General features: G+C 29.4%; 17 protein-coding genes. 2 read left to right on the top strand and 15 right to left on the bottom strand.

Annotated features, from left to right (window positions below; all coding sequences use genetic code 11):
* Positions 1-5: 5 nt before the first annotated feature.
* On the bottom strand, positions 6-905 hold the full coding sequence (locus KIB46_RS05305) for a LysR family transcriptional regulator (RefSeq protein WP_156561060.1): 900 nt from the start codon (positions 903-905) through the stop codon (positions 6-8).
* A gap of 132 nt (positions 906-1,037) precedes the next feature.
* Entirely contained in the window at positions 1,038-4,289 is a 3,252-nt protein-coding gene (locus KIB46_RS05300; RefSeq protein WP_291671096.1) for a DEAD/DEAH box helicase, read from the bottom strand.
* 238 nt (positions 4,290-4,527) lie between these two features.
* On the opposite strand from KIB46_RS05300, the gene KIB46_RS05295 reads away from it, so the two are divergent.
* The gene (locus KIB46_RS05295; RefSeq protein ID WP_291671095.1) at positions 4,528-4,896 is read left to right on the top strand and encodes a SatD family protein; all 369 of its coding nucleotides are present in this window, start codon (positions 4,528-4,530) and stop codon (positions 4,894-4,896) included.
* 11 nt (positions 4,897-4,907) lie between these two features.
* On the opposite strand, the gene KIB46_RS05290 is transcribed toward KIB46_RS05295, so the two are convergent.
* The 7 genes from KIB46_RS05290 to KIB46_RS05260 all read right to left on the bottom strand — a co-directional run bounded on the left by KIB46_RS05290 (position 4,908) and on the right by KIB46_RS05260 (position 15,936).
* Entirely contained in the window at positions 4,908-5,708 is an 801-nt protein-coding gene (locus KIB46_RS05290; RefSeq protein WP_291671094.1) for a DUF3307 domain-containing protein, read from the bottom strand.
* Positions 5,709-5,710: 2 nt separating this feature from the next.
* Positions 5,711-6,424 (bottom strand): SatD family protein, encoded by a 714-nt coding sequence (locus KIB46_RS05285; protein WP_156561056.1) that lies wholly within the window; start codon positions 6,422-6,424, stop codon positions 5,711-5,713.
* 73 nt (positions 6,425-6,497) lie between these two features.
* Positions 6,498-7,559, bottom strand: coding sequence for a hypothetical protein (locus KIB46_RS05280; RefSeq protein WP_156560155.1), 1,062 nt, complete (start codon positions 7,557-7,559; stop codon positions 6,498-6,500).
* 299 nt (positions 7,560-7,858) lie between these two features.
* Positions 7,859-9,193: a tRNA (N6-isopentenyl adenosine(37)-C2)-methylthiotransferase MiaB gene (gene miaB / locus KIB46_RS05275; RefSeq protein WP_156560153.1), complete on the bottom strand. Its 1,335-nt coding sequence runs from the start codon at positions 9,191-9,193 to the stop codon at positions 7,859-7,861.
* 170 nt (positions 9,194-9,363) lie between these two features.
* Positions 9,364-14,427 carry a discoidin domain-containing protein gene (locus KIB46_RS05270; protein WP_291671093.1) on the bottom strand — a complete coding sequence of 1,688 codons (5,064 nt, stop codon included), beginning with the start codon at positions 14,425-14,427 and terminating at the stop codon, positions 9,364-9,366.
* Between the two features lie 253 nt (positions 14,428-14,680).
* Entirely contained in the window at positions 14,681-15,073 is a 393-nt protein-coding gene (locus tag KIB46_RS05265; protein WP_156560149.1) for a metal-dependent hydrolase, read from the bottom strand.
* Between the two features lie 116 nt (positions 15,074-15,189).
* A complete protein-coding gene (locus KIB46_RS05260) occupies positions 15,190-15,936 on the bottom strand; it encodes an SHOCT domain-containing protein (RefSeq protein ID WP_291671092.1) in 747 nt (248 codons plus the stop codon).
* A gap of 162 nt (positions 15,937-16,098) precedes the next feature.
* Between KIB46_RS05260 and KIB46_RS05255 the strand changes: the two genes are divergently transcribed.
* Positions 16,099-16,461, top strand: coding sequence for a lecithin retinol acyltransferase family protein (locus KIB46_RS05255; RefSeq protein ID WP_156560144.1), 363 nt, complete (start codon positions 16,099-16,101; stop codon positions 16,459-16,461).
* Between the two features lie 148 nt (positions 16,462-16,609).
* Here KIB46_RS05255 and KIB46_RS05250 read toward each other — a convergent pair whose 3' ends face one another.
* The 6 genes from KIB46_RS05250 to KIB46_RS05225 all read right to left on the bottom strand — a co-directional run bounded on the left by KIB46_RS05250 (position 16,610) and on the right by KIB46_RS05225 (position 23,623).
* Positions 16,610-16,957 carry an FMN-binding protein gene (locus KIB46_RS05250; protein ID WP_156560142.1) on the bottom strand — a complete coding sequence of 116 codons (348 nt, stop codon included), beginning with the start codon at positions 16,955-16,957 and terminating at the stop codon, positions 16,610-16,612.
* 15 nt (positions 16,958-16,972) lie between these two features.
* Positions 16,973-18,397: a flavocytochrome c gene (locus KIB46_RS05245; protein ID WP_291671091.1), complete on the bottom strand. Its 1,425-nt coding sequence runs from the start codon at positions 18,395-18,397 to the stop codon at positions 16,973-16,975.
* Between the two features lie 110 nt (positions 18,398-18,507).
* Entirely contained in the window at positions 18,508-19,194 is a 687-nt protein-coding gene (locus KIB46_RS05240) for a response regulator (protein ID WP_291671090.1), read from the bottom strand.
* 14 nt (positions 19,195-19,208) lie between these two features.
* Positions 19,209-20,744 (bottom strand): sensor histidine kinase, encoded by a 1,536-nt coding sequence (locus tag KIB46_RS05235; protein ID WP_156560137.1) that lies wholly within the window; start codon positions 20,742-20,744, stop codon positions 19,209-19,211.
* 23 nt (positions 20,745-20,767) lie between these two features.
* Positions 20,768-21,637 (bottom strand): GNAT family N-acetyltransferase, encoded by an 870-nt coding sequence (locus KIB46_RS05230; RefSeq protein ID WP_291671089.1) that lies wholly within the window; start codon positions 21,635-21,637, stop codon positions 20,768-20,770.
* 78 nt (positions 21,638-21,715) lie between these two features.
* The gene (locus tag KIB46_RS05225) at positions 21,716-23,623 is read right to left on the bottom strand and encodes a bifunctional 4-hydroxy-3-methylbut-2-enyl diphosphate reductase/30S ribosomal protein S1 (RefSeq protein WP_291671088.1); all 1,908 of its coding nucleotides are present in this window, start codon (positions 23,621-23,623) and stop codon (positions 21,716-21,718) included.
* Positions 23,624-23,648 lie beyond the last annotated feature (25 nt).

Below are 23,648 nucleotides of genomic sequence, written 5' to 3'. Positions count from 1 at the left end.
CTTAACTATAAAGCTTTTATTTCCTCTATTAATAATTTTAATTCATCTTTTAAGAGTTCATTTCTTCTTTTTACTACTGAACATTTCATAACAATCTTTTTATCCTTAAATGGTATTCTTTTTAAATAGCCATTAAAATTATATTCCGTTTTCCAATCTACACATACTGAGAAAGATGGTAGGTTTATCAGTATGTCTTCATAGGCTTTAGAATCATTTACTCTAATTATCTTTTTGTTTGTATCTAATCCAAGTTCCTTAACTTCATAATTTAAATTAAATAATCCTCTAAATAATTGCTGTTTTTTTACACAAAACAATCCATTTAAATCATCTACAGATATATACTCTCTATGGTTTAATAGGGATTTTTCATTTACATGAATATTTAATTCACCTTCAATAAGCTCTTCAAATTCTAAGTCTTCATTTTCAAGATACTTTAAAATGTGTTTCTCTTGATAGTGGCTATATTGTATAAAAGCTATATCTACGTCTCTATTAATTAGTTTGTCTATTGCATCATCAAAATTATCATCATATAAAATGAATTCATAGTTCTTATTCTTAAATATAGCGCATAAGTCTGTGAATTTTCTTCTAACTATACACGATCCAAATGAAGCTATCTTAATTTTATTGTCATTATGATCATATAAGAGTTTCTTTTCTATTAGTTCAAATTGATTTACTAAGGTCTTGGCATAATGATATATTTCCCTACCTTCTGTAGTTAGTTTAACTCCTTTATTTGTTCTCTCAAATATAATTCGTCCTAACTCATTTTCTAAAGAATTAATTTGTGCACTTAAATTAGGTTGAGAAATATATAAATTGGAAGCAGCTTTTGATATACTGCCTGTTTCTACTATTTCAACAACATAACGTAATTGATTATATTCCATGGATATCCTCTTTTTTTTGTTAATTTTTTATTTTATATTTTGCAAAACATCACTCATATACAATTTAAGATATTTGTAAACGAAAAACAAGTAGCTGGCTATCTGTATTTTTTATAGCCAGCTACAAAATATTTATCTCTTGAAAAGTGATAGGATATCTTCTTCATCTAAATTGCTAATATTTTCACCAAGTTCTATATCCTTACCTACCACTTTATCTATTAAATTTTTCTTTTCTTCCTGAAGAGATATAATCTTTTCTTCTATTGTTCCTTCTGAAATCATTTTTATTACTTCAACTACATTTTTTTGTCCTATTCTGTGTGCTCTATCAGTAGCTTGCTCCTCTACAGCTGGGTTCCACCATGGATCAAAATGGATAACTATATCTGCACTAGTTAGGTTTAATCCTGTACCTCCGGCTTTAAGAGAAATTAAAAATACTGATGTATCATCATTATTAAAGTCTTCTACAAGCTTGTTTCTTGTCTTCATTGGTGTTGAGCCATCTAGATAACAATAGGTTATTCCATTTTCTTTAAATGCCTTAGAAATATTATTAAGCACTGATGAAAATTGGGAGAATACGAGAATTTTATGACCTTCATCTATGCTTTGACTAACAGTTTCTAAAAGTGCATCTATCTTACCACTTCCCCCTTTGTAATCCTCCATAACAACTGAAGGGTCTAAACATATCTGTCTAAGTTTTGTAATATATGACAATATCTCAATTTTACTTTTTGCAAATTCATCATTTTCAACCTTCTTTTCAATTATATCTTGAATATACTTAACATAGGTTGAATAAACCTTAAGTTGTTCATCATCAAGAGGTACTATTAATTTGTTTTCAATTTTATCAGGAAGTTCCTTAATAACATCTCTCTTGTATCTTCTAAGTATAAAAGGCTTAATTAATCTGTTTAAATCTTTAATTAAGCATTCATCCTCCTCAAGCCTTCTATGATACCTTGTAGCAAACTTCTTTTCATCATAAAGATATCCAGGCATAATAAAATCAAAAATACTCCATAACTCCATAAGTGAGTTTTCAATTGGGGTACCAGTTAAAGCAAATCTGTTCTTTGATTTAATGCTTTTTACTGACTTAGCATTTTGAGATGATGAATTCTTTATATTTTGAGCTTCATCTAAAATACAATAGTCAAACTCTATTTCTTTATAAAGGTCAAGGTCTCTTTTTATTAGGTTATAGGTTGTAATTAAAACATCATATTTTTCTCTGTTTTTTAATATATATTCTCTCTCTTCCCTATTACTATGTAGTATTCCAACCTTCATATTAGGAGCAAACTTTTTAAATTCTTTATACCAGTTATAAACTAATGATGTTGGAGCTACTATTAAACTTAAAGCCTTTTCATTTGAAGAAAGGAAGGTAATAGTTTGAAGAGTCTTTCCAAGTCCCATCTCATCTCCAAGTATTCCGCCAAAACCTAAGTAATCAAGAGTCTTAAGCCATGAATAACCAATTCTTTGGTACTCTCTTAAATTAGCATTTATACATTCTGGAATAGGAAACTCTTTTCCCTTTAGCTTTCCTAGGGTAGTTTTTAGGGATTTTAATCCTCTTCTGCCCTTTACATATGTTATTTCATTGTCTTGTAGATAATCCTCAACATACATACCCTTATTCTTATTAAACTCTATTGTGTTTTCACTAATTTCTTTATCTTCATTTAAAGAATCTAATAGTTTAAGAAGCTTGTTAAGTTCTATTTCTTCTAAGTCCAAAAACTCTCCACTTGAAAGTTTATAAAACTTTTTGCTATCTCTAAAGGCCCTTAAAATATTTGTGGTTTCATCTTCCTTTATATCATCTAACTTAAATTTAAATTCAAAATAATCATATTTTCCTTTTCTAACTTCTCCTTTAAAAGAATTAGAAGAAAGGTTCTTTATACCAGTAAACCTATCTGAGTAAAATATTTCGCCATATTCATGAAGCTCTAGGATATCTTCTTTGAAAAATTTAAATATGTACTCATCATCCTTAAAGAATCTAAAAGTTTCATTAACTTCCTCAAAACCTAATTCTCTAAGTTTTCTTACTAACTTTTCCTCCTTAGTACTATCCCTATATATAACCTTATCCTTTAGATTATGAAAATAGTTAAATTCATATTTATCATAACAAACCTTTAAGGTAAGAAATATATCATCACTTTTATCAAAATAGAACTTAAAAGATACTGGTGCTATAACCACCTTATTACTTAAGGATTTAGATAATTCAATATCATCACTAACCTTTTGCATAGAAGGTATTAAGTCTCTTAGCACCCTTTCTTCTTCATCCATTGTAAAGAATACGGAGTTTCCATGATTAAAAGCTTCTAAATAAGGAGTTATTGATTCAATTTGATCATAGGATGGAAGGTATATTGTAGTATTAAACATAAATACATCATTTGAATCATTTAAAGATTCTGGAATACCACGAGGAGCCTCAAGCTTAATTAAATTTCCCAAATCCTTTAAATTCATAGGAAGAGGAATATTTTCCTCTAAAATTTCTGTTTCTATAATTCTAGAATAGAATCCGTTTCCTAAATATACTCTAAAATCTTTAATTATAGTCATAAATTCTCTTAAAAGAGCTTTAGGTATAGTAATTTGTTTTCCTGACACAAGCTTTTCATTAACCTTTCTAAAAGAATTAGATGACAAATCAATTTCCTTTAATAACTCAATGAAGCTTATTAATCTTTTAGTAGATGAAGTAAGTCTTTGCTCCTTTATGTTAAAGATATAATCCTTGCCATAAGGTATAGATATTCTATTATAAAGAGCTACTAAAAAGGCATCTATATCCTTTAATGTATAAAGCTTGTTAGACTTCATTCCTTCAAGACCTATTTTAAATTCTGCTCCTAGCTTTCCTGTCCATTGTATTTTATTAAGTATAACCTCTATCTTTATCTTATCCTTTTTTTTCTCTTCACCAAGTAGTAAATCTAATATAGAACTTTCTGTTTTCCTTACAATATTCTCTTTAGCATCTGTTAATCCAAGCTCATCCTTTATGCTTGGATCTTCATCTAAGGAGTTAATGAACTTATAGAAAGTAGCCACTAGATGTTTGCAACAATATCCCCTCTTACTATTCTTCTTCTCAAAGGTATTACAGCTACAATGCGAAAATATTACTTCATTGTTTTTTTTATCTATATCCAACTTGCAAGAATACTGACTATATAAATCTTCAGAAATAACTGAACTAATAAGAACTATTTTATCCTTATCACCTTCATAATTTAAATCTGAAATCAAATCATTTTTTAATACTCGTTCCCCATCTTTTTCATTTTTACCACAGGTACTTCTATTAAAGCCCTCTATTAAATCTTGTTTTAACATTTAATCACCACATTCTCTTTAGATTAATCTAATTATATAATAACAGAACTTAAGTTCCTATGTCTAACTTCTATAGATTTTAATTCTAATAGCAAAACACTCCCAATTTCATAAAATGTTATAAAACAAACAGTTAATAAAATTTTATTAACTCTCTAAAAGTTAATAAAATATCATTAACCCCAACGCGATTTATAAAAGTAAATTAACTCTTGTTATTATTTTCTATGGAGGATTTATGTATAAGGCACTTATATTTGATATAAAGGATTCAAGAAAAATTCAAAATAGAGAAGAACTACAGAAAAATCTATTACAGTTAATAGATGATTGTAATACAATTTTTAAGGAATATATAGTAAGTCCTTTTTGTATTACCTGTGGTGATGAATGGGAAGGTCTATTAGTAAAGGATGCACCAGATTTAGATATTAAAAACTTTTTTAAAAAGAGGCTGCCCTCTAATATATCTTTTTATTTTGGAGTTGGAATTGGTGATATATCTATAAAGGATTTCTCTTTACCAACAAATTGTTTAGATGGTGAAGCTTTTATAAGAGCTAGAGCTGAATTAAATAAAGCTAAGAATAACAATATTTATTCCTAGCTTTTATATATCTAAATTAAATTGTAAATGAGAATACCTCCAATAAATGCAGTAACTAAACTTACTAAAGTTCCTACAATAAAGCATTCCACAAAGTAATCCTCTGAAAACTTCTTAAACCTTGCAATTGATTTTAAGGTTAAAATAACTGCAATTAAACCATACTGAGAGCAAACAACCGATATCATAATAAATAATCTTTCACAAATTCCTATTATAAAGCCACCATTTTTAGCTCCTTCATCATGTTGAGAACTATTTCTACCAATACTTTTTAATAAAAATTTAGAAAAATATCCTACTCCATAACTACAAAAGAGTATTATAAATACTATTGATAGAAAATTATTATAAGGGATAGCTTGGCTATAGAGCGAATGAATATATTGAAGAAAATCCTTAAAACTAATATTATTAAATGCAATGAATATTATATATAATGATAAAAAATGAAGAAACTGATCTAAAATAAATAATACTACATTTTCAATTTTAAAGGGCAGTTTCTCCATAACAATCTTATAACAAGACTTTCCGTAATCTATAATAAAATGAATAAAAAGTATGGCTATTGCATAAAAAAAGTAATTATACAATGTTATTGTAGAGGTATAAATAACTATCCATGTTAAAAGTATGAATATAATACCATGAATAAATGCATGTATAAGATTATATCTTGTTGAACTTGTATACCATTTATATTTAACATTGTTTGCCCCTTCTCTTCCTTTAACTATTTTATCACTTTGAAACACAAAATCCCCAAGTATATGGGATATTAATGACATTAAAAACAATGTAAAATACATAACTATACTCCCCTATAATTACCAAATAGTTTTTCTATAAGCTTTATATTTTTTTCTATTACAAAGAACTCAGCTGAATTTAACTTTTGAGATATATCAGATTTTGAGTTTGATACCCCATCTTCAACCATCTTTTTATATGATCCGGCCTCTCTGTAACTCTTAATAACCACCCACTGTTTAGGAGTTACTTTATTAATTAATATCTCCGTATTCTCAATTAAAGCATTAATAATATAGCCTATCTGTACTGTAGAATAATCCCCATCACTTACTAATGATATAGCAACTTCATCCTTTTCCATTATAGAATACTCATTTAAATAAACTCTATTTACCTTAGACTTAATTGTATCTCCAGATTTTTTAGCTATATTTATGGCATTTCTTGCATTTATAAAGGCTTCTCCATCCATATTAGAGCTATTATTATAAATCTCTGTACTAATACTACCAATACCTATACCTGAGTAGGTTTTAATGTGATAATTATTTAAAAATTCATTAACCTCAGTAATTATAGTGTAGCTTTTAGAAATATCTTTAAGTACAATTTGCCATTCATCCCCTAAGGTTATTGTTATAGGACTTAAAAGTTCCTTCTTATACTTATTGCTAAGGGTATTTAAATAATTTTTAATTATATTTTGAATTTGGATTCTATTATTAATTCCGCGAGAATTAACAATATCCATATTTATAACACTGCATATCATTTTCTTATCACCACTTCGTTTTTCTTAAATTATACCATATTTTAACACGTTTTATCTTAAATTTTAGTACTGTCTACAATGGAAATATTTTATCATCAGGATAGTATTTATACATCTTAAGAGTTTCCTTATTAACTAGAAGCAACCAATCTGCTTGCATTCCTCCATCAGGACTATTATAAACCACATAGAATTTATAATAATCATTTTTTATGTTTTCTGGTAGCTTTAAATCATCCTCTGTATATGTGTAGTCAACCTCTTTTGGAGTTTTACCTGTAACGTCATAAATTCTATACTTAATATCTTCTATAGATAAACCACTAAAATCATTATGGGTTAGGTTCTTTTCATCTCCTTTAACCTCTATTAGCTTAAATATACCATTTTCATATTTCATTACCTCTACAACATCCATAATTTTATCATTAGTTGATGCATCCCTTAAGGAAAACCTATTTAAAAGCTCATATACATTGTCACCATCTACATCCTTTAAAATACTACCATTGGACTCTTGAGTATAATTATCTTCCTTGTTAGTAGCTCCATACTTATCATAAAATCCATTTTCTATATAAAAGTTCTTTTTATCATCAGGAATCTTATATTTATAATAATTATAACTTTTGGTATCCATAACATAATAAGAATAATCACTTAAAAAGCCCTTATTATACTTTGGAACATCCTCATCTGCTACTACATATTCACCATCTTTATAATAAAAAAGAAGAGAATAGTGACTTGCCCCACCACCTTGTACATTTATTAAAATATCCTTTATCTTATCTCCAGTAGTGTCTTGTGCATCAGCTACTTCTATGCTCATAGGGTCTACTTCCTTAACATAGAGCGTTCTATTATTACTTCCATCTATTATCTGAATATAAGTCCTTTTGGAATTAAGATCATCATTCTCAAGTAGTTTTATAATATCTCCAACCCCATCGCCATCAATGTCTGTTGTAATACTATTTATCTCTTTGTATCCTTCAACACCTAAATTTTCATCTAAGTTAAATTTAATATTAATTTTGTTTACTTTAGTACCCTCACTAGTTTTATTGGTTCCACAAGCTACTAGAAATAATGCAAATATACAAAGCAAAGCATAAACGATTTTTTTCTTCATACTCGTTCTCCTAAATAATAATTATACAGTATTAATATTTAAGAAACTTCAAAATAATGATTCATAATAAAAAAGGTTGGGTGTATATTTATTTTACTTGTTCCGTCGCAAGCTCCAAGTCACATCAAAATAAATATCCCCCCCACCCGTACTAAAGGTAAGGAAATTATAAAATTACTATCCTTTATTTTATATTTTTTAATATGAAAAAGTAATAATACCTTTGATTTATAGCTAATTGAAATTTTATAATTGGTCTAGACAGTAAAAAAGAAACTGCAAAAGCAGTTTCTAATAAACTATTCTACTATTTCTCCAAGTAATGAGAATGGTTGAGCTCTATTTATGTGAACATTAACTAACTTACCAATCATAGAAGAATCTCCTGGGAAGTTTACAAGTCTACCATTTCTTGTTCTACCCATTAACTTAGTTTCATCATTTTTAGATGGTCCTTCAACTAGAACCTCAACAGTTCTACCTTCATAAACCTTATTTCCATTGATTACACCTTTATTAATAACATCAACTAATCTGTTAAATCTTTCGTGCTTAACATCATCTGGAACTTGATCTTCCATTCTGTCAGCTGGTGTATGGTTTCTTCTTGAGTAAATGAAAGTAAATGCTGAATCATATCCAACTTCCTCACAAAGAGTTAAAGTATCTAAGAAGTTTTCTTCTGTTTCTCCAGGGAATCCAACAATAATATCTGTTGTTATTGAGCACTCTGGAATTTCTTCCTTTATTTTCTTAATTAAGCTCATGTACTTTTCTCTATCATAGTGTCTGTTCATCTTCTTTAAGATTTCATCAGAACCACTTTGAACTGGAAGATGAATTTGTTCACATAACTTGTCACACTCTTTAATAGCCATAATAACATCTTCTGTTAAGTCCTTAGGATGAGATGTCATAAATCTAACTCTTTCAAGACCTTCAATTTCATTAATTCTTCTAAGAAGTTTTGCAAAATCTATTTCTTCTTCTAGTCCCTTACCATATGAGTTAACATTTTGTCCAAGAAGAGTGATTTCTTTATACCCTTGAGCTACAAGTTCCTTAATTTCCTTTTCAATTTCTTCTGGTTTTCTGCTTCTTTCTCTTCCTCTAACATAAGGAACTACACAGTAAGTACAGAAGTTGTTACATCCATACATAATAGTAACAAATGCTTTTATTGAACTTTCTCTATCTACAGGAATACCTTCAATAATTTCAGTTTCTTTGTCAAATATTTCTTTAACTTGAACCCCTTCTGTCTTTACTCTATTTAAGTATTCAGGGAACTTATAAGAGTTATGTGTACCGAAGATAATATCAACATATGGGAATTCTTTTAAAATTTTATCAGCCATTCCCTTTTGTTGCATCATGCACCCACAGATACCTATAACTAAATCAGGATTATTTTTCTTTAGTTTCTTAAGTAGCCCTAAATTTCCATAAACTTTATTTTCAGCGTTTTCTCTTACGCAACATGTATTAAATAAAATAATTGAAGCTTCTTCTTTAGCTTCAGTCTTTGTATATCCAATTCTCTTAAGCATTCCTGAAAGTTTTTCAGAGTCTTCTTCATTCATTTGACAGCCCCATGTTTCAATATAATACTTTAGATTTTTTACTTCTGACATAGTATTCTCCTTTATATCCAAATTTCTAATGTATTATAACAAATTTATTGCATAAAATAAAGGGTTGTTATTTTTTAATAATAGGAGATAGTAGCTTTAATTGTATTATTATTAATGTTTATGAAAAAAATCACTGTATATCAGAAGACTGATATACAGCGATTTAATTTTTAACTGATTTTATTTTCTTTCTTTAATACTACAAAACAAGCTCCTACTACAGATATAGCTAAAAGTGTAAGCCATAAACCTATATTTGCATTATCACCAGTAGCTACACTTTGTCCTTCTGATTGTTTTAAATTGTTAAATGCTTTTTGCAATTCTACTATTGCCTTTTCAACTTCTTCTGTTGTGGCATCTTTATTTTCAATAACAGCTTTTGCAGAATCTAAAGCATTTTTAAAATCACTCCAGCTTCCATCTGTATAACTTCCCTTTTCTAATTTAATAAGTTTATTATATAACTCTGTTAGTCTAGTTTTATCTACTTTTACTTCAAGCTTAGATAATGCATCTGCAAGATTATTATACGCTTCTTCTATTTCTTCTTTTGATGCATTAGTATTATCTAATACCAATTGAGCATTTTTAATAGCATTTTCTAATACTTCAAGGGAAGTTTCTGTATATTTAGAGATATCTAATCCTTCTATTTTATTTATCAAACCTTGTAAGTCATCTTTTGATATTCCTTCTTCTGGTGTGATTTCAACAAGTTTATCGTAAGCAACAGTTAACTCATTGAATGCATTATCAACTGCTTCTTCAGTAGCTAAATCATCCTTTAACACTTTTTTTGCCTTTTCTAATGCTTGGCTAAAGATACTCCAACTCTCGTTAGTATAATCACCCTCTTCTAAAGTCTTCACCTTATTATATAGTTCCTCTAATTTAGATTTATCCACTTCAACTGGTTTATCTTCTAATATTAAGCTAACCATTGCAACTGATAATTCTGTTTTCATAATTTCAACATCATTTGCATTTGGTTCTGCTGAATTTGCTAAAGCTTTTGCTTCTACAATTTTATCTTGAAGAGATTTCCAAGAATCTACTGTAAACCCTTGGTTTTCAATAGCTGAAGCTTCATCAATAAGTTTTCTTAAGCCTTCAACATCTGCTTTTACATCCACTGCATGTAATTTAATTTCAGAAGCTGTCCCATTATTATTTACTGCTTCTATTGCAACTAATCTTACATGTTTAGTTGTAACTTCATCAAACTCAATAATTTTTGCTTCAGAATTCCTTGCTAGGGTTCCTTCCTTAACCTTTGTATAGTTAACACCATCATCACTTACTTGAATCTCGTATTTAGTAATAGTTCCATTAAGTCCACTTTGGCGAGGAACATATGTCAAACCATTTACCTTAGTTGGTTCGTCCATTTCAAGGTCAATCCAATGAGGCATTGTAGTTACATTCCAGTCTGTATGCCACATAGTACCAGTGTTATCATCTAATACATTTTTAGGATCAGATCCATCTTTCTGGTAACTAGAAGCTTTAGCTTTAATTTTTGAATTATCAATATAATTAACATTTTTTATAGGCTTTGTTACCAATCCATTTAATGCAGATGATAATGATTTTTCATATCCATCTACTGTAGATTGTAATGAAGCTGGTAAGTCTTCTCTAATGCTATTCTTTACAAACAATAATACATTTACACTTTCTTCTGTATATGGAGATAAATCTTCTGGAATTAAAGATAAATATGCATTTACTCTTGAATAATCAGCTTTTTGAAATTCTAAATCCTTTAATATTGTATTAATTTCATTAGCTTTTTCGCTAATTTCTTGTGCTGTTGGATTATATTTAGTAAATATTTTCTTAGAGTCCTTTATTAATTCACTTAGTTTATGGTTTTTATTTTCTGTTAAATATTCACTAGCATTCCATACTGCATAATCTAATTCCATAGTGGAAGCATATTCTGCATTTTTAGCTAATCTTATATCATCTACATATCCTATAAATGATTTAGTTTTGCTTCCAATATATTTCATAGGTAACATATTTGTTGCAAGCAATGGTCTTCCTTCTACCTTTTCTCCATCACCTAAGGTATCCACTAAGCTTCCATTTACATATAAAGAAATTTGATTTAACTTATTTTTAAATTCTAACTCTACCCACTCATTTACAGGTAGTTCATAATTAAATGAATAGTCATAATTTTCTCTTGAGAAACCAACTTTCCCAGTATCCTTTTGAACTGCTTTTATGGAACCATATTCAGATTCAAATAAAATTTGTTCTTCTTTACTACTTGAAGTACGTTTAACCTTTACGCGTAAATCATTATTCAATCCTACTGTGTTTAACTTAGATTGAAGGTAACTTTCATTACCCTTTAACTCTAAAACGTTTTTGCCATCTTTTTCTTTAATTTCTGCATTACTTCCTAAAGTTAAATTATATTCATTAGATGATGAATCCTTTAAATCATCCATATTATATTGTGCAATATTTTCAGATTTTGTTTCTACATCATAATCAAAGTTTACTGTAGGATCTTCTCCAATTTCATTAATTTTTTCTTTTGCTTCATCTAATGATAAATCATTTTTACCCCATAGCTTTGCAGCAAATAATGGCATTGCTCCACCAATACGATCATAAACATCATATTCACTTACACCATTATTAAGATAGTCAGTCATATCATTCCATACAGCAAATGCCCCACCAATCATTTGGTCATCACCAGCAGGAATAGTAACACCACCAATGGAATTAATCGGTAGATTATACATAGTATTATCATTCAAATAATCATAATAATACCCTGCATTAGGAACAATATAGTAGTTACCATCATTACAGTTAATTAAATCAAATCCTTGTTCATACATTTCATCCATGTTAGCGTAACCAAAGTTCCATAGATTCATTTGTACGTTTTCACTTCTTACAGGCGTTGTCCCTCTACACTGAGATAAGCTTCCCCATATACGTGCAGTTCTTCCTGTATCTTGAACATACTCTAACATATCATCTGCAAATTTTCTATAGGATTCTTTATCTGCATTATATTCATCTGCTCCTACATGAATAATTGTTTGATCATCAAACACTGGGTCTTCACCCATCATGTATTCATCAAAAATACTCTTAACAAACTCTAAGCATTCATCATATTTTGTTTTTAAAGCAAGGTGGTCATTATCACGCCCCCATGTTCCATGACGTAAATCAGGACGTACTTTAGTTAGTGCAAGAGAGTGTGCAGGAGTATCTATTTCAGGAACAATATTAACCCCATACATTCTTGAAGTTTTAATGAATTCATTAAATTCATTCTTAGTATAAAACATATCTGTACTAGTTAAATCAGCTTTGTTTAACCCATTATTACCGCCCTTTTTTATATCAGACTCTAAGCGGAATGCGGAATAAGCTTCCATTGGATCTTTACCAGCTGAAGAGTAGTTTTCTAAAGGAATTAGGTTATCATTTAAGTGAACTTGGAAATCATTTAATTTATACCATGACATTTCCTTTACTACTTGTTCTAAATAATCCATAGTAAATGTCTTACGACCTACATCAAGAATAAATCCTCTTACTTTGTATAGTGGATAATCTCTTGTAATTCCTTTTGGAATTGTAGTATTATTATTTTGCTTTAAAATCTGTAATATTGTTCTTGTTGCCCAAAAAGAACCTGTTTCTGTTTCAGCTTCTACTGTAATATAATCTGAAATATCCATTAAATATCCTTCGTCTTGTAAACCTTTAGATTCATCATTAATTAAAGCAAAGAAGATATCTCCAGACTTTGGGGTTACTCCTGAAACTACCTTTAATGTTTTACCGCTCATTGCCTTATAATCTTCAGCAAAAGTTTCAGCCATTTCTTTAAGCTCTGAAGGAACGATAATTCTAGAAGAATCTGAAATTGTAAAGTTACCAGTGTTTCCTTTCCATTCACGAAGTTCAGGAATTACAACTGGAGAAGCATTATCCCCTTCTTCACTTGTATATTTACCTGGAACTTTTATAGCACATTCTTTGAACTTGTACTCTTTAGTCTCTTCATTAGTAACTTTAAAAGAGACATTTACAGTAACATCAGTTATAGGTTCATAAATAGTTAAATCTTCACCAATTACTTGTTCATAATCAGTACCATTATATTCAACAATAAACCCCTCTTCATTTGGTAAATTGGAAATATCTAGCTTTTTATCACCTTTATTAGGAGATTGAATATTGATAGCATTTACAATATCAGAGATGCTTTGTTTAGTATCTCCTCCATAAACCTCCATTTCATAAAGGGAAACAGAATTCCATGTAACAATTCCATCAGGATCATCTGTAGTATATTCATTAATATATAGTCTTATATATCTTGCATTATATACTTTATCTAGAAGGATTTTTTGATCCTTTTTAGATGGATTTTCAGTAAAACTTTTTACTGTTTTCCAGTCATTATCATTCATAGGATTACTTAATGTATCAGCTACTTGTATTTCATACTTTGTAGCATTTCTTCTTTCCCAAAATAAATTAATTGTTTTTATATTTTGTTTCTTACCAAGATCTAAATAAATCCAAGCTGGCTTTCCAGTGGCTGACCAACGAGATCCTTTTGATGTAGTATCACCATCGACAGCTTTATCTCCACTTAAAGAGCTTGTTTCAGAATCACTAACAAAAACTTCTTTTCCTAAAGCAATATTTTCTGATGGGTCTTGTTCATCAGGTACAGATGAATCTTTTAGCATTACTTTAAAATCACTACATGAAACATTAGGATAACCATTTTGCTCAGTTACTTCTAACTTTACATATCTTCCTTTTACAGATGTTTCTATTAAATTTTCAGATATTTTTGTAGCATTCCCTGCTTGTACAACTACTGGATCTCCCCAATTGTTAATATCATTAGATACATAAATATTATAGCTTGAGGCATAATTTTCATTACTTTCCCAAATCATTCTAAAATAATTTAATTCCTCTTCCTGACCTAAATCAACATATGCCCACTGAACTGGTTTACTTTCTGATGACCATCTAGATCCCTCATCCTCATCTGTTAAGTTGCTAGCAGGCATGGTACTGTACTCAGCACTTGCAATTACATTCTTGTTTAATGCCAAATTTACATTAGGTGAAGTTTTAGCTGAAACTGTCATTGCATTAAATGGAATTAAGTTCACTATCATAGCGGCACTAAGTAAACTATTAATGATACGCTTAAATTTCATACTTACCTTCCTTTCTTTTTAGTCTTGTCTAGCTTTTTGTTAATACAATACATTCTCAATCCCCCTATTTACATCACTCCTGTCTTCCATGTAAATAATCATAGATAAATTATTTACATATTTATACAGTTTCAGTTTATAGCCTGTTGTCTTATTCGTATTTGCACTAATTAGTTAAATTTGTGAACTTTTGGTTTTTTTGCGATTTAGAAACAAAAAAATAAGAACCCTAAATATTAGAGCTCTTATTACTTCAATATCCAATAATCAATATTATAAATATAACTGCCATTGCACAGATACCTATAAATACATCGTCTTTTTTCTTACTTTCTATTATTCTTACACCATATATTTTTTTACTTGGATAGAAAAATTGAACACCTTCTGTAGTGAAACAATCAAGAAATATATGTAACATATAATTTATACACCAAACTATAGCTATGTTTAAATTTATAATAGCAACCAGTGAAGTTGTTAAAACTAAAAATACAGCTGAATGTGTTAATGATTTTCTTTTAATGAGTATCTGAAATAAATCAGGTACAATTGAAGCAAGCAATCCAAAAAAAGCTATTGGAGCTTCAATTATAAGTGGTAAAGTAACAGCTACCCCTACAGCTATATGAGTTTTCTTTGTCATTTTACATACACTTCCTATTCATAGTTATAGATATAGCATTACCAAAAGTTCTATTTTTATGTAAATATCAAAGGTTGATTTTATAGCATATTAAAAGAGAGGCATATACCTCTCTTTTAAAAACCTAATATTCTACTTTGTATCTTATCAAATTCATCCTGTGTTATTATTCCTGAATCAAGTAACCCTTCTATCTTTAAAATTTCATCTACTGTAGACAGTTCATTACTAAAATCAATATCATCAGAAGAAGATTCTAAAGAATTGTTTTCTGAATTTATTGTACTCTCAAGAAATTGCATAAGTTCTTTTACAGTACCATAAATAGAGTTATATAAATTTGAATGTATATTTAGCTCACTAGCTACAATTTTTATTTCTTTATTCCCTTTGTTTTTATTTGAGGAATATAGTCTTAGCTTTAAGTTGTTTACAAAAGCATTAGTAGTTTGTCCATTTATATTTTCAATTGGAGGTTGTCCTAAACCACCTTTGTTAATAACAAAACCATCTTCAACTAATTCAAATCTTGTTATATCACCATATCTATATACCACTGCATCTTTAACACGTTTACCAAAACTATCTAAAACTTGGAACATCTTATTTTCTTCATCTATTTCTATGTATGTTCCAATCTTCTTATTTCCATTAAATTTATTTAAATCTTCTTGATTAAGAAGGTATTTTGAAATTGCATCTTCAATTTCCCTTACTCTTCTTTGTGATATATCTACACTATTGCTTAGATAATCATAACTTTTGTCATAACATTCTTTACAAATGAATCCGTTAAATATGGCAACTTTTGCCCCTAACTTATTACACACCATGCAAGATTCCTTTTTACCAAAAATACTCATGCCATCACCCTTTCTTTACAAATAATTATACTCTTATACACTTTTTTTAACAATAATAACCTTAAATATGTAAATTGCATATTATATATTACAACATTCTTAAATTATTTTAGTAAACCTCTTATTCTTTATTTGTAGAACAAATAAAAAGTTGGTGATAAAATGAAAAATATTAACTACTTTTTTCAAAATAAAAGAGCTAATTTTGGTGATGTTATAAGTGTAAATAGAGGGTTATATAGGCATTATGGTATATATATAAGCGATAATACAATAATTCATTATGCATCCTTTGGTGGCGATTTTGGTAGGAATGTATGCATACATGCAACAAGTTTAAGAAGATTCCTAAATGGTTCTAGGGGATATGAAGTTTGTGTTTTCCCTGATGGATTTAATTGTAAAGAGACTGTAAAAAGAGCTCTATCTAGAATTGGAGAAAGGCGTTATAACCTATTTGCAAATAACTGTGAACATTTTGTAACATGGTGTAAAACCGGAGTATCTTATTCAAAACAAATTTGAATAAATGGCTATATAAAAAACTCTGCTTGTCAGAGTTTTTAGTAATTTGAATTAACCTAAAGGTAAAAGTAAGTCAGATGAAAACATAAAAAGGAACTGCCCATATGGCCAGCTCCAATATTTGAATAAAGGGATTTTTGAATTTTAATTACTTAGTTGCTCCTTCAAGTGCCTTATTTACTGCTTCTAAAACACCCTTTGAAGAATTTGTAGCACCACTTACAGCTTCAACGCCTTCAGTTCCTTGCTTTTCAATAATTTCTGGAATCATATTATCCTTAACTCCATCAATTAATGTCTTTGTTTCGTTATGTTCAACTACTTCAACAGTAGAAATTTTACCTTTTTCAACATTAACTTCAACCTTAATTGTTCCTGAAGTTCCTTGAGCTTCACCAGTGTAAGTACCATCTGTATACTTTCCACCTCCACATCCTACAAGAACACTAGCTGTTAATACAGCTGTAGCTATTAATGAAACTAATCTCTTCTTCATACCTATTTCTCCTTACTATTTTACTAAAGCAGCAGCATTCTTACCTGCAACTCTTCCATATACAACAATATCAGCTAAAGCATTACCACCAAGTCTGTTACCACCGTGTACTCCACCAGTAACTTCTCCTGCAGCAAATAATCCTTTAATTACATTTCCATCTTTGTTTATAACTTCAGCATTTGTATTTATCTTAATTCCACCCATTGTATGGTGAACAGCTGGAGTTACAGGAATTGCATAAATCTTACCTTGGTTTAATTGTCTTGGTAAATCTTCTCTTCCGAATTCACTATCAACCTTTGAAGATACTGCATTGTTATATGCATCTACAGAAGCTTTCATAGTTGCCTTGTCTATTCCTAATTTTTCAGCTAACCCTTCAACAGAATCTGCTTCTGTAACAAGTCCCATGTTGAAGTATTCTTCTGTAGCCTTTAAGCTCTTTCTTAAGCCTTCATCAAAGAAAAGGTATGCAACCTTATCGTCTTGTTCTAATATAGCCTTAGAGACAACGTCTCTAGTTAATAACTCATTTACAAATCTCTTACCTGATTTGTTTAATAATATAGCACCGTTTCCTCTAACAGCTTCAGTAACCATTACTGCCTTATCAGGAACAACTGTTGGGTGAGTTTGAATTTCTGCCATATCAACAAAATCTGCATTAACTGCTTCTGCAAGTTTTATACCATCACCAGTAGCACCATTATGGTTAGTTGTAGCAAATCCTTTAAGGTCAGCTTTGTTTTCAACTACCATTTCTTGGTTTGCAGAGAATCCACCAGCAGCAATTACAACTGCCTTAGCTTTAATTGTATATTCCTTACCTTCTTTATCTGTAGCCTTAACACCTTCAACGTTTCCGTCTTTATCAAGGATTATTTCCTTAGCTTCATTCCATAATCTTAAGTCTACCTTTTCCTTATCAGCAGCTACTTTTAAAGTATCTACTAAGTGAGCACCTACAGCTGCTCCACCAGTTGGTCTATGAGTTCTATAGTTTGTTGAACCTGCCATCTTACCAACATCTGAAAGGTCAGCTCCAATATCAGTTAACCATTTAACTGCATCTTTAGCTTCATTTGCTAGCTTTTCTACTAATTCAGGATTGTTTTTATCATATCCACCCTTCATAGTATCTTTAATCATTTGCTCTACGCTATCTTCAATTTCTTTAGCTTTTTGTTGGTCAGTTTCAGCAGCATTTAATCCACCTGTAGCTCTGTTAGTGTTACCACCTACCATAGGCATCTTTTCTAAAAGAACTACCTTATTTACGCCTTCTTGTTTTGCTTGAACAGCTGCAGATAACCCTGCTCCACCTGCTCCAATTACAACAATATCAGCTGTTTCACTTTTACTTCCACATCCTATCATTCCGAATGTTGGAATTGCTATAAGCGCACTTAACACTAATGCAAGCACCTTTTTCTTCATAAGTTTATCCCCCTTATAACTAAATTGTTTTCTTTCAACAATTAAAAGTATAAGGGGGATATTTCTTTACATCAATAATTTGGTCTTATTGTTTATTTTGTTCATTTTGTTCATGAATTTAATAACATATAATAATTAGTGGGTCTTCCTATTTTTCCATATTCACAAATCTTATCAACCTTGTTTTCTTCATGTAACTTCTCTAAATATCTTCTTACTGTAACTCTTGAAAGTCCTATTCTATCAGAAATTTCTTCAGAGGTTAATTTTTCATTTGGATTTTCATATAGAAAATTAATGATACTTTCATAGGTTTTAATATTTATACCCTTAGGCATAGATGATTCACTACACTTTGTTGTTTTGCTAAGCATAAAATTATCTATATGCTCCTGATCTAATTCATCCATAGTGTAGAGCTCCTTCTTTATTACCTTATACTTTTCTAAGGCTTCCTTAAGTCTATCAAATCTAAAGGGCTTAATTAAATAATCCATAGCTCCATACTTAAAAGCATCTCTTACTGCCTCTTTACTTCTATCTGCAGTAATTAAAATTGCATCTACAGTAATGTTCTCATTTCTTGTCCACTTTAGAAAATCTATACCATTTCCATCAGGTAAGAAGATATCAATTAAAACTAAATCTATTTGATCTTTCAATTCTACAATAACCTTTTTAGCTTCTTCTATTCTTCCACATTCTTTTACAAGCTTAATTCCTGATATCTTATTTAAAAATTGAATATTGATAGACCTAACCATAGGGTCATCTTCAACAATCATAACTTTTATCATCTGTAAATCCTCCATTAAATCACTATATCCCATATGGTTTCATTTTCATCTGAAATTAAATTTATAGTTCCACCATTTGATTCTACAATTTCTTTTATATTATAAAGCCCCATTCCTCTAAAGTCTCCCTTTGTAGAATATCCTCTAGTAAATAACTTTTCTTTTCCTTCTTCATCTATCATTGCTCCATTATTCTTAACAATAATTTGTATATTTTTGTCTTGATATATACCAACAAAAATATATCCTTCATCCCCTTTAGATACTTCCTCAATGGAGTTTTGTATTAAGTTACCAATAATTATTAGTAATTCATTTAATGAAAGCCCTCTAGGTATATCCTTAAAGTTACTTTTTTCATCCACTTCAAATTTAATTTTTGCTTCATCTGCTCTATTATATTTTGCAAAAATAAGCCCTTGAATAGAAACTTCTTTAATATTCCTTAATGAATCAGTAATTAAGCCTCTCTTTGAAGTGGTGTTAAATATGTATTCAATAGCCTTATCATTTTCCCCTAATTGAATAAGACCTGCTATTGTATGTAATTTATTCATGAATTCATGATTTTGAGCTCTTAAGTTCCAAAATAGCTCCTTAACCCCTGTTAGTTCTTCTGCCATATTTGTAACTATAGTCATATCTTGAATACTGGCTATTCCACCTTCTACATTTCCTGAATCACCAAAAATTGTATAGAAATTAGCCATAATAATATTATCGTCAATTCTAATTTCTTTGTTAAAAACTCTAGACCTTCTATACATAGTTTCCATTAGGTTATCTAGAATTACACTAGGGACATGAGCCATAGAATTAATTTTTAGGATTTCCTGTGCCCTTGTATTCATTAATCTAACATCGCCAGTTATATTTATAGCAATAAGTCCATCATGAACATTATTAATTATAGACTCTCTTTCAAAAAGAAGTAGTGCAATTTGATTTGGTTCAAGACCAAATATAGCTTTTTTTATATTTCTTGCTAGTATTCTAGCTCCTAAAATAGATACTATTAAAGTAAAGAAAAGCATAGGTAATATTTTATTTGTATACTTGTTCATTTCGTATAGCATATCCCCTGCTAAAATGCCAACAGACACTGCCCCTACTTGTTCACCCTCATAATATACAGGGACAAATGAGCGTATAGAAGGTCCTAGACTTCCAGTTTCCTTTGACACATAGGATTCACCATATTCAAGTACCCTATACTTGTCGTTCTGGCCAAATTTAAGTCCTATATTTGCAGGGATAGGATGTGAATATCTTATACCATCCATATCCATAACTACAATAAATAAAACTTTTGTTTTTAACCTTAAGTTTTCAATAAAATTCTGAACTTTCATCGTACTTATTTCCTTCTTGGCTAAGGTTTCTTGTACTAATGGTACCGATGAAACAACCCTACCTGTATCTAGGAGCCTTGCTGCAGTATCTTCTTCAATTCTTCCCTTTATCATTTCATAAGAAAAGAAAGATATAATTAATATAGTTCCACTAATTAAAAATATAATTAACAAAGTAAATTTATTTTCTAGTTTCATAGAAACCCCTTTTCTTTAGTAAATTAAATAAGATCCTTTGCCCATATCCATGAGCAAAAGTCACCAATTTCTTTAAATCCAACGCTGCTATATAATTTTTTTGCATGAAAGTTATTATGATCTACCCTTATATAAATATCTTTAATATTTGCTCCTTTTGCCATATCTAGAAGCTTAATTAATAAATCTTTACCATAGCCTTCATGTCTATATCCATTAACTATTCCAAAGTTAACAATAAGATTTATATCTCTATTATAAATTATTTGCCCATATCCAATTATTTTGTTTTTAACCTTTATAAAAACACATAAGTCCTTTAAATAGTATTCTTGTTTTATATCATACTTTATATCATCTACTGTAAGAGGGGTTCTATTATCTTCATTAAAAATTTCATTTTGCAACTTACACCTAAGTTCATCATCTTTTCCTACTTCACATAAGGCAAATGTTGCATTACTTACCCTTCTTTTAGGGTTAAAATCTTTTAGATTAAGCTTCATAAGGTTAGTAACCCTAATTTTATTCATTTTCATAGTATTAATTAAATATCTTGTATATGCATCTTCATACCCCTCATATATTACCAAGCTACTTTTAAATATTAAAAGAACCTTTTCATTAAAAAAATGTATATATTCTTCCTTTAAATACATGTCAGATATCTTTGTTGATTGAGATGTTGAAACATCAGTCCACATATACCCAATATATTTATCCTTATATTTTATAAGCTTTACATACTTTTTTACAAAATATTTTACTATAAAGGATTGATTATCATAATATTTATAAAAATTCAATCTATAAGGGGTTTTATTTCTAGCCTCATATAATAATTTCTTAAATTCCTCTGTGTTTTTACTACTTAGTTTCTCAATTACCATCATAAACACAATACCTCATAAAACATAGTGAAAAGAACTCCCTTATATAATATGGGAGTTCTTTTAATTTATTACCTAATTTTAAACGTCTTTAATACTTAAGCTAATTCTCTTCTTTTCTGCATCAACAGCTAAAATCATAGCTTTAACTTCTTCTCCAACCTTTAATACTTGTGAAGGGTGTTCAACTCTATCATGGCTTATTTTAGATATATGAACTAATCCATCAACACCAGGTTCTAATTCAACAAAAGCACCAAAGTCATTTAATCTAACTACCTTACCTAAAACAACAGTTCCTTCTGGATAGTTTTCATTAACCTTTGCCCATGGTTCTTCAGTTAATTGTTTTATACTTAATGATAGCTTGTTAGTTTCTTTATCAAGATCTATAATCTTAACCATAACCTTAGAATCTTTAGTTAATACATCTTCAGGCTTTCTTACATGATTCCATGAAATTTCAGAAAGGTGAATAAGACCATCTATTCCATTGATTTCAGCAAAAGCACCAAACTTTGTAAATCTCTTTATTTCTGCCTCTACTACATCTCCAAGATGTAATGTTGACCAAGCTTTTTCTTCCTTTTCAGCCTTTTCTTTTTCTAATATAACTCTTCTTGATGCTACTATTTTAGAAGGATTTTCTTTAGTGAATTCTATTAACTTAACCTCTAAAGTTTGCCCTTTTAACTCTTCCTTGTTATTTACAAATTTAATATCAATTTGTGAAGCTGGGATAAATATTCTAACTCCGTTTAAATGAGCTACTAATCCCTTTTCCATTACAGTGTCTATTTTAACTTCGAAAATTGCTTCTTCATTATATAACTTTTCTAGTTTTTCCATGGCTTCTTTCTTTTCAAATTCTAATCTTGAAAGAACAACGTAATTATCCTCATTCTTAAGTTTAATTACCTTAGCCTTTATACTGTCTCCAACTTTTAGTTCTTCTGCAAACTTTGAAGGATCTTGAAGACAAGTTAATTCCTTAAATGGAATAACTCCATCTGACTTATATCCTACAAGAGAAACTAATATTTCATCTCTTGTTTTTGAAAGGATTTCTCCTTCTACTTCGTCACCAATTTTGAACCTTCTGTCAAGTTCATTCATTAATTGTAGTTGATCATCCATTTTGTTTAGTTCATCTTGCATAGTATTAATAACCTCCCTAATTATCCAATCTGGTGTTGATGCACCAGCGGTAATCCCTATTGTTTTAAAGTTTTTATTATTTATATATTCTTCTGGTAATTCAGAAGCATTTTCTATATGTATGGTATTTTCACAATTTCTCTTAGCAATTTGGTAAAGCTTTGTTGTGTTAGAACTATTTTTTCCTCCAATTACAATCATAGCATCAACATCTTTAGATAATTCATCAGCATTCTTCTGATTTACTTCTGTAGCATTACAAATTGTATTGAATGCAAGTACTTCTTTTGTGTTTGAAGATAAATTATTTAAAGTTTTCTTCCAATTTTCTTCTTTTTCTGTTGTTTGAGAAACTGCACAAACCTTATTTGGCACATTTTCTGGTAAAGTACCATCTTTAGTAATTAATGCCTTATTATCGCACCACCCATTTATACCTATAACTTCAGGGTGCTTTTCATCTCCTAATATAACTATGTTGTATCCTTCATTTGAATACTTTTCAACCTTCTTATGAATGTTTGTCACATAAGGACAAGTAGCATTCTTTACAATAAGTCCTCTATCTTCTAGTTTTGCAATAACATCCTTAGATACTCCGTGAGATCTAATTACTACTACATCACCTTCATCTAACTTATCAATTTCTTCTAAATTCACTGAAAAGATATTATTATTTTCAAGATACTGAACCACATCATTATTATGTATTAGTGGCCCTAAAGTATATATTTTTTTATTAAATTCTTTTTGTATTTTTAAGGATTCATCAACTGCTCTTTTTACTCCAAAGCAGAACCCTGCGCTCTTTGCAACTTTTATTTCTCTCATTTCCTATACTCCTAAGTATATGTTT

This window comes from Clostridium sp. (assembly GCF_018372875.1).
Classification (GTDB): Bacteria; Bacillota; Clostridia; order Clostridiales; family Clostridiaceae; genus Clostridium.
The sequence above is the reverse complement of the archived record's forward strand: the minus strand, read 5'-3'. Positions and strand labels throughout refer to the sequence as shown.